Origin of the sequence: Oerskovia enterophila, from assembly GCF_044748475.1 — a bacterium.
GTDB lineage: Bacteria > Actinomycetota > Actinomycetes > Actinomycetales > Cellulomonadaceae > Oerskovia > Oerskovia enterophila.
Genome location: NZ_JBIVFZ010000002.1, coordinates 204,658 through 218,825 on the forward strand (window position 1 = coordinate 204,658; position 14,168 = coordinate 218,825).

General features: G+C 72.4%; 11 protein-coding genes. 5 read left to right on the top strand and 6 right to left on the bottom strand.

Features of this window, described 5'->3' with window-relative positions; genetic code table 11:
- Positions 1 to 122 precede the first annotated feature (122 nt).
- Positions 123 to 1,559: a hypothetical protein gene (locus ACIPWA_RS05570; protein WP_400288670.1), complete on the bottom strand. Its 1,437-nt coding sequence runs from the start codon at positions 1,557 to 1,559 to the stop codon at positions 123 to 125.
- A gap of 209 nt (positions 1,560 to 1,768) precedes the next feature.
- The gene (gene ahcY, locus ACIPWA_RS05575) at positions 1,769 to 3,292 is read right to left on the bottom strand and encodes an adenosylhomocysteinase (protein ID WP_400288672.1); all 1,524 of its coding nucleotides are present in this window, start codon (positions 3,290 to 3,292) and stop codon (positions 1,769 to 1,771) included.
- A 554-nt stretch (positions 3,293 to 3,846) separates the two neighbouring features.
- Here ahcY and ACIPWA_RS05580 point away from each other — a divergent pair.
- From ACIPWA_RS05580 to ACIPWA_RS05595, 4 genes are all read left to right on the top strand, one after another.
- Positions 3,847 to 5,280 (top strand): quaternary amine ABC transporter ATP-binding protein, encoded by a 1,434-nt coding sequence (locus tag ACIPWA_RS05580; RefSeq protein WP_400288675.1) that lies wholly within the window; start codon positions 3,847 to 3,849, stop codon positions 5,278 to 5,280.
- Positions 5,277 to 6,152, top strand: coding sequence for an ABC transporter permease (locus ACIPWA_RS05585; RefSeq protein ID WP_056764017.1), 876 nt, complete (start codon positions 5,277 to 5,279; stop codon positions 6,150 to 6,152). Before ACIPWA_RS05580 ends, ACIPWA_RS05585 begins: the two co-directional genes overlap by 4 nt.
- Positions 6,153 to 6,246: 94 nt before the next feature.
- Positions 6,247 to 7,179 (top strand): glycine betaine ABC transporter substrate-binding protein, encoded by a 933-nt coding sequence (locus tag ACIPWA_RS05590; RefSeq protein ID WP_400288678.1) that lies wholly within the window; start codon positions 6,247 to 6,249, stop codon positions 7,177 to 7,179.
- A gap of 210 nt (positions 7,180 to 7,389) precedes the next feature.
- Positions 7,390 to 9,555: an acyltransferase family protein gene (locus ACIPWA_RS05595; RefSeq protein ID WP_400288679.1), complete on the top strand. Its 2,166-nt coding sequence runs from the start codon at positions 7,390 to 7,392 to the stop codon at positions 9,553 to 9,555.
- A gap of 92 nt (positions 9,556 to 9,647) precedes the next feature.
- Here ACIPWA_RS05595 and ACIPWA_RS05600 read toward each other — a convergent pair whose 3' ends face one another.
- Genes ACIPWA_RS05600 through ACIPWA_RS05610 form a run of 3 tightly spaced genes read right to left on the bottom strand, consistent with a single transcriptional unit; the run spans position 9,648 to position 11,732 of the window.
- A complete protein-coding gene (locus ACIPWA_RS05600) occupies positions 9,648 to 9,872 on the bottom strand; it encodes a Trm112 family protein (protein WP_400288681.1) in 225 nt (74 codons plus the stop codon).
- A 10-nt stretch (positions 9,873 to 9,882) separates the two neighbouring features.
- Positions 9,883 to 11,343 carry a phosphomannomutase/phosphoglucomutase gene (locus ACIPWA_RS05605; protein WP_400288683.1) on the bottom strand — a complete coding sequence of 487 codons (1,461 nt, stop codon included), beginning with the start codon at positions 11,341 to 11,343 and terminating at the stop codon, positions 9,883 to 9,885.
- A gap of 35 nt (positions 11,344 to 11,378) precedes the next feature.
- Positions 11,379 to 11,732, bottom strand: a complete 354-nt coding sequence (locus tag ACIPWA_RS05610) for a DUF3499 domain-containing protein (RefSeq protein WP_056646034.1) — start codon at positions 11,730 to 11,732, stop codon at positions 11,379 to 11,381.
- Between the two features lie 32 nt (positions 11,733 to 11,764).
- Between ACIPWA_RS05610 and ACIPWA_RS05615 the strand changes: the two genes are divergently transcribed.
- On the top strand, positions 11,765 to 12,403 hold the full coding sequence (locus ACIPWA_RS05615; RefSeq protein ID WP_400288688.1) for a metallopeptidase family protein: 639 nt from the start codon (positions 11,765 to 11,767) through the stop codon (positions 12,401 to 12,403).
- A gap of 2 nt (positions 12,404 to 12,405) precedes the next feature.
- Here the strand turns inward: ACIPWA_RS05615 and ACIPWA_RS05620 are convergent, their stop codons facing one another.
- Positions 12,406 to 14,163: a DUF5719 family protein gene (locus tag ACIPWA_RS05620; RefSeq protein WP_400288689.1), complete on the bottom strand. Its 1,758-nt coding sequence runs from the start codon at positions 14,161 to 14,163 to the stop codon at positions 12,406 to 12,408.
- Between the last annotated feature and the right edge of the window lie 5 nt (positions 14,164 to 14,168).

Genomic DNA, 14,168 nt, shown 5'->3' on the forward strand with positions numbered 1-14,168 from the left:
TGTGTGGGCGCCCACTTCGTCGCGGCGGGGCGCCCCCCCCCCCCCCCCCGCCGCCCCCCCCCCCCCCCGGGGGCCCCCCGGGGGGGGGGGGGGGGGCGCCCCCCCCCCCCCCCACGGCTCGCTCAGCGGGCCGTGGGGACCGGGGGCTCCTCGTGGGCCTCGGCGGTCCCCTGCCCGACGGCGGCGCTCGCCCCCTCCTCGGGCGTCACCCTGGTCGCGCCGCGCGCAGGCGCGGAGACCACCTGGATCGCGATCACGAGGACGGCCGCGACCAGGGCGATGAGGAGGATCGTGCTCCCGCTCGGGTAGCGCGAGAACACCAGGACGGTCAGCGCCCCCGCGAGGACGAGCCCGACGAGAGGCCAGCGCAGCCTCGCGACCCAGATCTCGAACGGGTGCGGGGCGCGTCCGCCGTCGCCCGCGTGGCCACGGCTCACGGCGCGCACCGCCCAGTTGAAGCCGCCGCGCACCGCGACGGCCGATCGGCTGGAGCCCGTGAGGTAGGCCGCGAGCGCGACGACCAGACCGAACGCGAAGACGGCGCGCAGCGAGGTGCGCAACGGGACGAGGACCGCGTCGATCAGGGCGGTCGCGGCCGACGGGGACAGCGCGTCGGACGGGACCGCGCTCAGGTACAGGGACCGCCCCACGGTGATCCCGATCGCGAGCAGCGCCATCGCGACGATGTAGGCGACGCCGGCCAGGACCGTCGCGCGTCGACGCCCGCCGCGCGGCGCGGCCCACACCGCGCAGACCGCCACGGCCAGCGAGAGCCAGGGCAGGACGTTCGCGGCCTTGTTCAGGAACGCGACCGCACGCTGGGCCGTCACGACGTCGTCCGAGGTGAACAGCACGAACTGCGGGTTGATCGACGGGAGGTTGTCGACGAACGTGAAGCCGCGGGCCGAGAGCCGCTTGCTGACCTCGTCGATCATGGGTCCGAGCGAGAGCGTGACCTGCCCGTTCGCGTCGGCCGTGACGGAGGTCTCCCCCTCCCCCGTGAGCACCGAGACGAGGTTCTTGTGCGCCTGACGGTTGGCGACGATCCACAGCTCCTCGAACGTCGGGGAGGTGACCATGCGGTCGACCGTCGATCGGACGAACGACTCGCCCTGGCTCGCGAGGAGCGGGGCCAGTCCCATGACCTGCGGCGGGAGGCGCTCGGCGTTCTGCGTGAGGGTCGTCAGCGCCTGGGTCGTGACCGACTCGAGGTCGATCCGCTCGAGGATCGCGTCGCTGACCTTGGTGCTGATCTCGGCCTGGATCGCCGGGTCCGAGCCCAGCGGGGTCACGGTCGCGACGTAGTGGTCGGTGTCGAGGATCTCGCCGCGCACGTAGCGGGCGAGCACCGAGCCCAGCATGAGGACCCCGGCCAGGACCAGGAGGACCGTCACCGCGGTCCAGCGGACCCAGTGGCGGTGGGGGGCGGCGACGGCCGCTCCGGGCGACGGTGGGGGTGCGGTCCGCTCGGCCCGCAGGCGCTGGACCTCGGCGCGCAGGGCCTCGAGCTCGGCTCGTTCGGGGTCGCTGATCGTGGGCTCGCTCGGGACGGTCGCCATCGTCTTCTCCTGTCAGCGCGCGGTGCTGGGTACATCCTCGCGCAGGAGGGAGGGGTGCGCTCGGGGTGGCGGACGCCGCGGTGGGCGCCGCCCCCGTTCGCCGAGGTCCACCGGCACGCCCACCCACGGTGACCGGCACGAGAGGCCGGGCTCCTCCCGGAACCCGGCCTCCGTCGTCGGGCCCCTCGTCCAGGGGCGCGCGCGTCCGCTCAGTAGCGGTAGTGCTCCGGCTTGTACGGACCCTCGACCGGGATGCCGAGGTAGTCCGCCTGGCTCGTCGAGAGCTGGGTCAGGCGCACACCCAGCGCGTCGAGGTGCAGGCGCGCGACCTTCTCGTCGAGGACCTTGGGCAGGCGGTAGACCTGACGCTCGTAGGTCCGCTCGTCCTCCGGGCGCTTGCTGTCCTCGAAGAGCTCGATCTGACCGATGACCTGGTTGGAGAACGAGTTGCTCATGACGAACGACGGGTGGCCCGTCGCGTTGCCCAGGTTGAGCAGGCGTCCCTCGGACAGGACGATGATCGAGCGCGGCTCCTCGTCGCCCGCGGCCGGGAACGTCCACTCGTGGACCTGCGGCTTGATCTCGGTGCGCGTGATGCCCGGGACCTGAGCGAGCCCGGCCATGTCGATCTCGTTGTCGAAGTGGCCGATGTTGCCGACGATCGCCTTGTTCTTCATCGCCGTCATGTGCTCGGCCGTGACGACGTCCTTGTTGCCCGTGGTCGTGATGAAGAAGTCGGCCTCGCCCAGGACGTCCTCGATGCGCGCGACCTGGTAGCCGTCCATCGCGGCCTGCAGCGCGCAGATCGGGTCGACCTCGGACACGATGACGCGCGCACCCTGGCCGCGGAAGGCCTCGGCAGCACCCTTGCCCACGTCGCCATAGCCCGCGACGAACGCGACCTTGCCGCCCATGAGGACGTCGGTCGCACGGTTGATGCCGTCGGGCAGCGAGTGGCGGATGCCGTACTTGTTGTCGAACTTCGACTTGGTGACCGAGTCGTTGACGTTGATCGCCGGGAAGAGCAGCTCGCCCGACTCGGCGAGCTGGTACAGGCGGTGCACGCCCGTGGTCGTCTCCTCGGTCACGCCGAGCAGCTGCTCGGAGATGCCGGTCCAGCGCAGCGGGTCGGCCGCGAGAGCCCGGCGCAGGACCGAGCGGACGACGTTCATCTCGTGCGTGTGGTCCGGCTCCCCCGGCAGGGTGTCCGGGGGGACCGTGCCGAGGCGCTCGTACTGGAGCCCCAGGTGGACGAGCATCGTGGCGTCGCCGCCGTCGTCGAGGATGAGGTTGGCGCCCTGCTCCCCGGGCCACAGCAGGATCTGCTCGGTGCAGTCCCAGTACTCCTCGAGGCTCTCGCCCTTCCAGGCGAACACCGGGACGCCCTGCGGGTCCTCGGGCGTGCCGTGCGGGCCGACGACGATCGCCGCGGCGGCCTCGTCCTGCGTCGAGAAGATGTTGCAGCTCGCCCAGCGCACCTGCGCACCGAGCGCGACGAGGGTCTCGATGAGGACGGCCGTCTGGACGGTCATGTGGAGCGAGCCGGCGATGCGGGCGCCGGCCAGGGGCTGGGACGTGCCGAACTCCGCGCGCAGCGCCATGAGCCCGGGCATCTCGTGCTCGGCCAGGCGGATCTGGTGGCGACCCGCCTCGGCGAGGGACAGGTCGCGGACCTTGTAGCGGCCCGGGACCTCGTCGAAGGAGGCCTGGGCGGCGGGCGTGGCAGAAGACATGGTGCTCCGAACGACGGTTCTGACGGTGTCGCTCCAGAGTACCGGGGGTGACCCGGAGGGCGCCGGGGTGACCACCGCGAGCGCCCACGGTGACGGTCTCCTCGGCGACCAGGCCCACCCTCCCAGCCGTAGAACAGTTCGCGCCCGCGCGCGATAACAAATCTGCTTGACCAATTCAAGATCACGAAGCGGTAACGATCCTGTGAATGGTCAAAACCGCGCGCTCGCAACGATTGAACAGTCAAGCATCTCCCCGGAAACCTCCATGCACACCGTTCACTCGGTAGCAATTCGCCCTGGGATCGGGCAGGGTGCAGGAGACAGATCGACCTGTCCCGGCCCGGCGCCATGCCGTCCGGCGACAGGTCACGGCCCGCAGCGTCTCGCGGCGGCCGCCCTCCCGGGCGGCCCCCGGCAGCGGGCCACGATCCGGTGGACCGTGACGCGCCTGACGGCGCTGAGCGCACCGGGAGGTCGCTGCCAGGTCCCCCTGGCGCCCTCCCGGAGCGTTCCGGGACCGCCACGACACGTGGAAGGTGGCGAGCACCGCCAGCATGACGACCAGCAGCACGAGCACCAGCACCGACAGCAGCACCGGGCAGAGCACCGCGCCGGTCCTGCTCCCGGTCGAGACCGAGCCGTACCCCGGCGCGCACGGCGCCGCCGCCCTTCCCGACGACCGCCCTGTGGCCGTGAGCGTCCAGGGCGTCTACAAGGTCTTCGGCCGCCGCCCGCAGGAGGCCGTGCGCCGCCTCAAGGAGGGCGCAAGCCGTACCGACGTCAAGCCTCTCGGCACGGCTGCGGTCATCGACGCGAGCTTCGACGTCAAGCAGGGCGAGATCTTCGTGGTCATGGGCCTGTCCGGCTCGGGCAAGTCCACCCTCATCCGCATGCTCAACGGCCTGTGGAAGCCCACGGCCGGCCACGTCCTCCTGGGCGACGCCGACCTCGCGACCGTCAGCGCCAAGCAGCTGCGCGCCCTGCGCCGCAGCCGCGTGAGCATGGTGTTCCAGCACTTCGCCCTGCTCCCGCACCGCACGGTCCTGGACAACGCCGCGTACCCGCTCGAGATCCAGGGCATGGGCAAGGCCGAGCGCCGAGAAAAGGCACAGAAGGCCCTCGACCTCGTGGGCCTGGGCGGCTGGCAGGACTCGCTGCCCTCGCAGCTCTCGGGCGGCATGCGCCAGCGTGTGGGCCTGGCCCGCGCCCTGGCCGCGGACACCGACGTGCTGCTCATGGACGAGGCCTTCTCCGCGCTCGACCCGCTGATCCGCCGGGAGATGCAGGAACAGCTTCTCGATCTCCAGCAGACCCTGGGCAAGACCATCATCTTCATCACGCACGACCTCAACGAGGCCATGCACCTGGGAGACCGCATCGCGGTCATGCGCGACGGCCGCACGGTCCAGATCGGCACGGCCGAGGAGATCCTCTCCGACCCCGCGAACGACTACGTCGCGCAGTTCGTCGCCGACGTCGACCGCACACGCGTCCTGACCGCCTCGTCGGTCATGGTCCGCCCCACGGCGGTCGTGCCGCTCGGCGGTGGACCGCGCGTGGCGAGCCGCACCATGCGCGAGGCGCAGGTGTCGGCGGCCTACGTCGTCGACCGGCAGCGCGTCCTGCGTGGCGTCGTGCGCGACGACGACGCGGTCGCCCTCCTCAAGTCGGGCGGCGACCACACGAGCATCGAGTCGATCGTGCACGACGGCGTCGCTCCCGTGAGCGTCGACACGCCCCTCGCGGAGCTCTTCGCCCCCGCGGCCGAGTCCCCCCTTCCCGTCGCGGTCACCGACGACAGGAACCGCCTGGTCGGCGTGATCCCCCGCGTGACCCTGCTCGAGGCCATGGTGCCGCCCACGCTCGACGAGAGCGACGCCGTCGGACCCGACGAGAACACGGACGGCCGGCTCGCCCCTGGGACCGACGCGGCCGAGGGCGCGACCGCCCCGCACGACGCCACCACGACGGAAGGAGCGAGCGCATGAGCACCACCGACACGTTCGTCCCCCGCCTGCCGTTCGGCGACTGGGTCGACGTCTTCGTCACCTGGCTCATCGCCGCGTTCAAGCCCTTCTTCGCGGTCGTCAAGGACGTCCTGCTGTCCTGCTACGACGCCCTCGCGGCCGTCCTCCAGGGCCCGCCGTTCGTCGTCGTCGCGCTCGTCCTGGCCGCCCTGGCGTTCTTCGCCAAGGGGTGGAGGCTCGCCGTCACGACCCTCGTCGGGTTCGTCGTCATCGCGGGCGTCGACCAGTGGGACAACGCGATGGCGACACTCGCCCTCGTGCTCGTCGCCAGCGTGATCGCGCTCGCGATCGGCATCCCGCTGGGCATCTGGGCCGCCCGGAACGACAAGGTCTCACGCGTCGTGCGGCCCGTGCTCGACTTCATGCAGACCATGCCGGGATTCGTCTACCTCATCCCGATGGTCATGATCTTCCTCACGGGCGCCGTCCCCGGCATCGTCGCGACCGTGGTGTTCGCCCTCGCCCCGGGCGTCCGCTTCACCGAGCTGGGCATCCGCCAGGTGGACTCCGAGGTCGTCGAGGCCGGGCACGCGTTCGGCTCGACGCCGGGCCGCATCCTGCGCCAGATCCAGCTCCCGCTCGCCATGCCGACCATCATGGCCGGCGTCAACCAGGTCATCATGCTCTCGCTCTCGATGGTCGTGCTCGCCGGCCTGGTCGGCGCAGGCGGCCTGGGAGGCGACGTCGTCGCAGCCCTCCAGCGCATCAACATCTCGCTCGGGTTCGAGGCAGGGCTGTCCGTGGTGATCCTCGCGGTCTTCCTCGACCGCGTCACCTCGGCGCTCAGCACCCGTTCTCCCGTCGCCAAGGCCCTCGCGGCCAGCGCGGTCTGACCCCCGGTCAGTCCGGGCCCGCACGTCCCCTGCACCACCACCAACCCAGGCGGGCGCGGCCGCGCCAGCGGCCCGCCCCCGAAGGAAGGACAGCATGTCTCCCGCACGTCACCACCAGGCCCGTCGTCGCACCGCGATCGTCGCCTCCTCGCTCGCCCTCGGGCTCGGGCTCGCGGCCTGCGCCTCGGGCGAGACCGACTCCGGCTCCGGCTCGGCCTCCGGCGCTCCTGACAAGGACATCACGATCGCGATCCACACGGGCTGGGACGAGGGCATCGCGGTCTCGCACCTGTTCAAGGCCATCCTCGAGGACGAGGGGTACACGGTCCGCACCGAGACGGCCGACCCCGGCATCGTCTACACGGGTATGGCGGGAGGCGACTTCGACGTCAACTTCGACATGTGGCTGCCCCTCACGCACGCCGACTACCAGGAGCAGTACGGCGACGACCTCGAGGACCTCGGGTACTGGTACGACGACGCCAAGCTGACCATCGCGGTCAACGAGGACGCACCGATCGACAGCCTCGACGAGCTCGCCGCGAACGCCGACCTGTTCGGCAACCGCATCGTCGGCATCGAGTCCGGCGCGGGTCTGACCCGCATCACCCAGGACGAGGCCATCCCGACCTACGGCCTGGACGACATGGACTTCGTCATCTCCTCGACCCCGGCCATGCTCGCCGAGCTCAAGGCCAAGACCGACGCGGGCGAGAACGTGGCGGTCACGCTGTGGCGCCCGCACTGGGCCTACGACGCGTTCCCCGTCAAGGACCTCGAGGACCCCGAGGGCGCCATGGGTGACGCCGAGAAGATCCACTCGGTCGCCCGCACGGGCTTCACCGCGGACCACCCTGACGTCGCGTCCTGGATCTCGGCGCTCACGCTGAGCGACGAGCAGCTCTTCTCGCTCGAGAACATCATGTTCAACGAGAACGAGGGCTCCGACAACGACGCCTCGGTGCGCGAGTGGCTCGAGGCCAACCCGACGTTCGTCGACGACCTGAAGGCCGCCGCGAACGGCTGATCCCTCGGTCGCGAGACACGGCGGGGCGGCCCCCCCCCCCGGGGGGGGGCCCCCCCCCCCCCCCCCCCCCCCCGCCCCCCCCCCGGGGGGCCCCCCCCGGGGGGGCCCCCCCCCCCGGGGGGGGGCGGCCCCGCCGTCGTACCAGGGCGGCTGCGGCCCCGAGGAGGGCGGCGCGCGGCGGATGCTGCTCGACCCCCTACCATGTGGGAAATGCACACCCTCCGAGGTCATGTCGGTGACGTCGCGCCCGCGACGGTGGACGTCGCCCGCGGAGGTGACCTCGGTCCTCGACCTGGCACCGGCCTGCGCACGGACATCCAGGCGCTGCGAGCGATCGCCGTGGGTGCTGTCGTCGTGAACCACCTGTGGCCGACCAGGCTGCCCGGAGGCTTCGTGGGCGTCGACGTCTTCTTCGTCATCTCCGGCTTCCTGATCACGTCGCACCTGAGCAAGGAGCTCCAGGCGACGGGCAGGATCAGGCTCGCCCAGTTCTATGCCCGACGCGTGCGGCGCCTGCTTCCCGCGGCTCTCCTCGTGCTCGCCGTCTCGACGGTCGGTGTACGGGCCTTCCTGCCGTTCTCCGAGTGGTCCAGCAACGCACGAGAGGTCGCGGCGAGCGCCTTCTACGTCGAGAACTGGGTCCTGGCGGCCAAGTCCGTCGACTACTCGGCTCTCAACGAGTCCGCCACGGTCGCCCAGCACTACTGGTCCCTGTCGGTCGAGGAGCAGTTCTACCTCGTCTGGCCGGTCCTGCTCGGTGCCCTCTACCTGATCGGCCGACGTTCCGGCAGGTCGCCGCGAACGGTGGCAACGGTCGCGATGGTGGCCGTCGGGGCCGCCTCGCTGGCCGTCAGCATCGTCTACACGAGCTCGCACCCGAACGAGGCCTACTTCGTCACCCCCGTGCGGGTGTGGGAGTTCGGGCTCGGAGCCTTGGTGGCGTTCGTCGGCCATCGCGTCCTCCCGAGGCGCGCGCTCGCCGAGATCCTCTCCCTCCTCGGCCTCACCATGATCGTCGGGTCGGCACTCGTCTACGGGACCGAGACCCCGTTCCCCGGGTGGACCGCGCTGGTGCCGGCAGTCGGTGCCGCGCTGGTCATCGTGGCCGGCATGCGGCGAGCCCCCCTGCTGCACGACGTCGTCACCGCCAGACGCCCCGTGCAGTTCCTCGGCGACGTCTCGTACTCCGTCTACCTCTGGCACTGGCCACTCATCGTCCTCGCGCCGTTCGCCCTCGCACGCCCGGTCGGCCGGGTCGAGCAGGTGGGGATCCTCATCCTGTCCCTCGCACTCGCCTGGCTCACCAAGGTCGCGGTCGAGGACCGCGCCCGGACCTGGGGTTGGGCCTCGGCGAAGCCTCAGCGGTCGCTCGGCCTCATGCTCGTCGGGATGCTCGCCGTGGGTGGCCTCACCTGGGGGCTGCACGCACAGGCGGTCGGCGCCGAGGACGAGGCGGTGGCGGTCGCGGCGGCTCACACGAAGGAGCTCGCCGCGTGCTCGGGTCCACTGGCTCTGCGAGAGGACGCAGGGTGCGCCGATCCGTTCGGCCCGGCGCCCGCGGTCGTCATGGGAGCCGTGAACCAGTACTGGGACGTACCTCCTGAGTGCGGCGAGCTCCTCGACGAGCTCTCGTACGGGGAGACCCGGACCACTCGCGTCTGCGACTTCTCGGACGGTGACCGCGACCCGGAGGAGGTGTGGCTGCTCGGGGACTCCCACGCCCAGCAGTGGCAGGCCACCGCCTTCGAGGTGGCCCGCGATCGCGGCTGGCGGCTGACGATCAGCTTCCTCGGCGCGTGCCCGCCCGCGGACGTCTCCTACGTCGGATACCGTGGGACGCCGGACTCGGCTGCCAAGATCGAGACCTGCGACCGGTGGAGTGCAGATGTGCACAGGGCCGTCCTCGAGGCACGGCCCTCCCTGGTCCTCACCTCGAGCTTCGCGCGCGGCGAGGACATCGACGACGGAACCGGTCGCGACGAGCTCGACCAGTACCGTCAGGGCTTCCAGTCGTACTGGGCACCGTGGGCGGATGCCGGTGTCCCGGTGCTCGTGATCTCCGACCCTCCGCTGAACTCGACCGTCCGCGACCAGGCCTGCATCGTCCAGCACCCGACCTCCCCCGTGGACTGCAGGGTCGAACGCACGGTCGCCCAGCCGTTGGACCCGATGATGCACGCCGCCACGACCATGGACCACCCGAGAGTCCACTCGATCGACCTCTCCCGCTACTTCTGCGACGAGACATGGTGCTACGCGGTGGTCGGCGGGATGCCTGTGTACTACGACGCGGACCACCTCAACAGGCTCTACGCGAAGGAGTTCGGCCCCCTCCTCGCCGACGCCGTCGACGCCATCGACGCGACGGCAGGGTGACCGCAAGGCTGGGGCCGAGACGCGTGTGAGCCCGGTGGGCTCCCCGGCGGGGGCGCCCACCGGGCTCACGGTCAGTGCTGCTGCGGTGCCCTCTACAGGGCGCGCGCGTCGCCCTCGAGCAGCACCGGGATCCCGTCACGGACCGGGTAGGCGAGCGGGCGCTCGGTGTCCGTCGAGTGGAGCTCGGGGCTCCCGTCGGGGCCCGTGCCGTCGACGAGCGAAGCGCCGGTCACGGGGCAGCGCAGCGCCTCCCGGACCCAGGCGTCGAGGGTGACGGCTCCACCTGCGGGGGTCCCCGCCGTCGTGTCCTTGCTCATGTGCTCGACCTCAGCTCTCGTTCTCGGTGGCGCGCACGAGCGACAGGACGTCGTCGCGCACCTTCTCCATGATGTCCTCGTCGGCGGCCTCGACGTTGAGCCGCAGGAGCGGCTCGGTGTTGGACGCACGGAGGTTGAACCACCACTGCGGGTGGGAGTCCCAGTGGGAGACCGTGAGGCCGTCGAGCTCGTCGACCACGACCGGCCCCGCCCCCTCCTCGGTCACGTACGCCTGGACGACGCGAGCACGTGCGGCCGGCACGTCGGCCACCTCGGAGTTGATCTCCCCGCTCGAGGTGTACGGCTCGTAGACCTCACCGAGCGCCGAGAGCGGGTGCTCCTGCCCGCCGAGCGCCGCGAGCACGTGCATCGCCGCGAGCATGCCCGTGTCGGCGAAGAAGAAGTCACGGAAGTAGTAGTGGGCACTGTGCTCGCCGCCGAACACCGCGTCGTTGTCGGCCATCTGCGCCTTGATGAACGAGTGGCCCACGCGCGTCCGCACGACCTTCGCGCCCGCCGCCGACATGAAGTCCGGGACCGCGCGCGAGGTGATGAGGTTGTGGATGATCGTCGGGACCCGCCCGGCGGTCTTCTCGCGCTCGACCTCGCGCAGCCCCACCAGGGCCGTGATCGCGGACGGCGACACGGGGTCGCCGTGCTCGTCGATCACGAAGCAGCGGTCGGCGTCGCCGTCGAACGCGAGGCCCAGGTCCGCGTCGTGCTCGACGACCGCGGCCTGCAGGTCCTCCAGGTTCTTGGGGTCGAGCGGGTTGGCCTCGTGGTTCGGGAACGAGCCGTCGAGCTCGAAGTACAGGGGCACGACGTCGAGCGGCAGCGCCTCGAGGCCCGCCGCGGTCCCCAGGACCGCCGGGGCGGTGTAGCCGCCCATGCCGTTGCCCGCGTCGACGACGACCTTGAGCGGGCGGATGCCGCGCAGGTCCACGAGCGAGCGCAGGAAGGCCGCGTAGTCGGCGAGCATGTCGCGGTCGGTGATCTCGCCCTGGCCCACGACCGGGGCGGGCAGCTCGCCGTCGAGGTACTCCTGGGCGAGCTCGCGCACCGCGACCAGGCCTGAGTCCTGCCCCACGGGCCGTGCACCGGCACGGCACAGCTTGATGCCGTTGTAGACGGCGGGGTTGTGCGAGGCCGTGAACATGGCCCCAGGGATGTCCAGCGCGCCGGACGCGTAGTAGAGCCCGTCGGTCGAGCACAGGCCGATCCGGATCACGTCCACGCCCGCGTCGGCGAGGCCCAGCGCGAACGCGTCGACGAGCTCTGGCCCGCTGTCGCGCATGTCTCGCCCGACGGCGACGCTCGGGCGGGCGGGCGGCTCACCGGGGCTCGCCTCGGGCAGCACGACGACGCGTGCGAAGGCCGCGCCGATCGCTCGGGCCACCTGGGGGTTGAACTGGTCCGGGACCGTGCCCCGGACGTCGTAGGCCTTGATCAGCTGGGTCAGGTCGATGGGCACCGGATCAGCCTAGCCGGGACGGCAGGACCCTGCGTTCAGTCGCCCTCGGCGCGCAGGACACGCAGGTGACCTCGACGCCCGACCTCCGTGACGTCGTCGGGCTCTGCGCCTCGACGCGTGCGCCCCGCCTCGCGGACGGCCTCGGCCAGCGCGGACAGGTCGTCGTCGCTGGGCCCGGTCTCCTCGAAGTGCTGCGTCAGCCGCACGACCTCCCACCCACGGGGGGCGGTGAGCCGCTCGGCGTGCTCGGCGCAGAGGTCGTAGCTGTGGGGCTCGGCCATGTGGGCCAGAGGCCCGAGCACGGCGGTCGAGTCCGCGTAGACGTAGGTGAGGGTCGCCACCGACGCGCGGGTGCATGCGGTGCGCGAGCACTGTCTGACGGATCTCACGCGCTGACACTACGCCCTGCACGATGGTCGCGATGCCATACACGCCGATCCCCGTCCTCGCGACCGGTCGGCCCGGGCACGGCACGCAGCCGTCCTCTAGGCTCGGAGACGTGCCCGCCCACCCCTCACCCTCCCCCTCTCCCACCCCGCACGGGCGCCGGCGGCGCCCCGAGCGGGCCGCGCCCGACGCGCCCGCACCCCTCGTGGCGTCGCTGCGCATCCCGGCCCGCGGGCCCGACCTCAACGACGCCGGGCCGCACCCGCGTCGCCGCGACCGGCGCGGGCGCGGGATCCGGGGCCCTCTGCTCCCGCCGTCGGCACCGGCGAACCGCACGCGCGGCGAGAAGTTCGACGCGCACGTGATCGCCACGATCGCCCTGCTCGAGCGCAGCTGGTCCAAGCAGCTGCACGGCACCGAGTTCGCGGTCGAGGACGTCCCGCCCTCCGACCCCGCCCCCTGGGAGGACGCCGGGGTGCCGCTCGGCCGGTACTTCCCCGCCGACTCCGGGCAGCCCGCCCGGATCGTCGTCTACCGGCGCCCCATCGAGTCCCGGGCGTTCGACGACGACGACACGGCTGACCTGGTGCGTGACGTCGTCGTCGAGCAGGTCGCGCACATGCTCGCGCGGACCCCCGAGGAGATCGACCCGCGGTACCAGGGCGGGCACTGAGGTCAGTCGGGCAGGCCCGCGGTGCTCGTGGCGCGGACCGCGACCGTGCCCTGGCTCGACGCGGGCGGCACCGGGACGAGCACCGACAGCAACGAGCCGGGCGCTCCCTCGGCTGCGCCGGCCACGGGGGCACCCGCGCTCGCGAGCACCGACCACACGGGCACCGGGCCTTGCTGCGTGGCCCCGCCGGACGTCTCGCTCGCGTCGAGCGTGAGGACCGCAGGCTCGTTCCCGCCGCCGAGCTCGAGCGCGTCGAGGCTGATCGTCGTCCCCGCCTCGACCGCGAGAGCGGTCTCGCCGAGCAGGGCGCCGTCGGCCCCGTAGGCGCGCAGCGTCCCGCTGAACGTCCCGGTCGGTGCCCCGTCGTCGCCGCGCTCCGGGGGCGCCAAGGGCACGGCACCGACGCGCACGATGCTGCTGGTGCCAGGGACCAGGGTCACGGTCCCGCGGTCGGTCGTCCGGGCCGTGGTGGGCTCGATCGTCCCTGCCGCCTCGGACGCGTCCTCGCCGAACGATGGCGATGCCCAACCCGGGTCGAGCGCGGTCGCCGCGACCCACGCACGGTCGACCTGCGGCGTGTCGTCGAGCGAGTCGGGGACCGGGTCTCCCGCCCGCGCCTGGAGGGCGCCGGCCACGACCGGCACGGTCGCGTCCACCGTGACGGTGTAGTCCCCTGCGGGCAGCCCACCGAGCGACACGTCCGTGACCGCACCGGGGGTGAGGTCCTGCTCCTCGCCGCCTCGCAACCGCACCCGCCCGTCGGTGCCGTAGACCGTCACGGTCGCGGTCCCCGCCTCGGTCCCCGGTGCGAGCAGACGCAGCTGGGGCGCCAGGGGGTCCTCGACGGACTCGCCCGCGCTCGTGACGCCGAGCGCGAGCGCCGTGGTCGGCTCGGCCCCGGGGACCACGAAGTCGACCCCGACCGGCACCAGGCCGTCGAGGGTGCCGTGCTGCAGGTAGGCGGCGACCGTGCCGCCCGTGGACTCGACGTGCACGGCCAGACGGCGCTGCTCGGGCGCGACCGCCTCGACGAGGGTCACGACCTCCTCGCCGGGCGGGACGAGGTACTGGCCGCCCCCGCTCAGGACGACGGGACCACCCGGCCCCCAGACGCTCAACCGCACCGTGGCGGGCGTGCGTCCGGGGTTCTGGAGCACGAGCTGCGCACTGCTGCCGACCTCGGTGCTCCCTCCGACGATCCAGTGACTGATGTCCGGCACCGCGCAGCTCGCCGCCGCGAGACCACGCAGGTCCCCTGCTGTCGTCACCGAGCCCACGGACGCCGCGACCCGGGTGTCGACCGGCATCCCGGCACCGACGCGCAGCACCTCGCTGTCCGTCACGTCGGCCAGCGAGACCGTCGTGGCGCCGTCCCCCTGCTCGAGCGGCGAGGCGTCCAGCGCGTCGAGGCCCGTGAGGTTCACGGGCGTGTCCCCCGGGTTCGCCGTGCCCGCCCCCGCCCCGCCGACCACCGCCGCGCGCAGGGCCGTCGCGGTCTCGACGGGAGCCGCGCTGAACTGCGCGTCACCCACCTGCGCCGTGTCCGCGAGACTCACGGGTGCGGGGCACACGAGCACACGCTCGGGCGTCGACGCCTCGATCTGCTCGACGTCGGTCGAGACCGCGCCCGGCGCGGCACCCCACCCCTGAGGAACGCCGACGGCGGCCACGACCCCCGTGAGCGCGACAGCCACGAGGCCCGTGGAGATGGTTGCGACCCGGCGCAGGGCAGCGCGCGGGTGCGAGCGTCTGGTGGTCACAGGTA

Excerpts from the sequence above, each read along its gene's own strand:
- ACIPWA_RS05585 (WP_056764017.1), top strand. The coding sequence starts at position 5,277 with ATGAGCACCACCGACACGTTCGTCCCCCGCCTGCCGTTCGGCGACTGG.
- ACIPWA_RS05570 (WP_400288670.1), bottom strand. The coding sequence starts at position 1,559 with ATGGCGACCGTCCCGAGCGAGCCCACGATCAGCGACCCCGAACGAGCC.
- ACIPWA_RS05595 (WP_400288679.1), top strand. The coding sequence starts at position 7,390 with ATGCACACCCTCCGAGGTCATGTCGGTGACGTCGCGCCCGCGACGGTG.
- ACIPWA_RS05600 (WP_400288681.1), bottom strand. The coding sequence starts at position 9,872 with ATGAGCAAGGACACGACGGCGGGGACCCCCGCAGGTGGAGCCGTCACC.
- ACIPWA_RS05580 (WP_400288675.1), top strand. The coding sequence starts at position 3,847 with ATGACGACCAGCAGCACGAGCACCAGCACCGACAGCAGCACCGGGCAG.
- ACIPWA_RS05590 (WP_400288678.1), top strand. The coding sequence starts at position 6,247 with ATGTCTCCCGCACGTCACCACCAGGCCCGTCGTCGCACCGCGATCGTC.
- ahcY (WP_400288672.1), bottom strand. The coding sequence starts at position 3,292 with ATGTCTTCTGCCACGCCCGCCGCCCAGGCCTCCTTCGACGAGGTCCCG.
- ACIPWA_RS05615 (WP_400288688.1), top strand. The coding sequence starts at position 11,765 with ATGCCATACACGCCGATCCCCGTCCTCGCGACCGGTCGGCCCGGGCAC.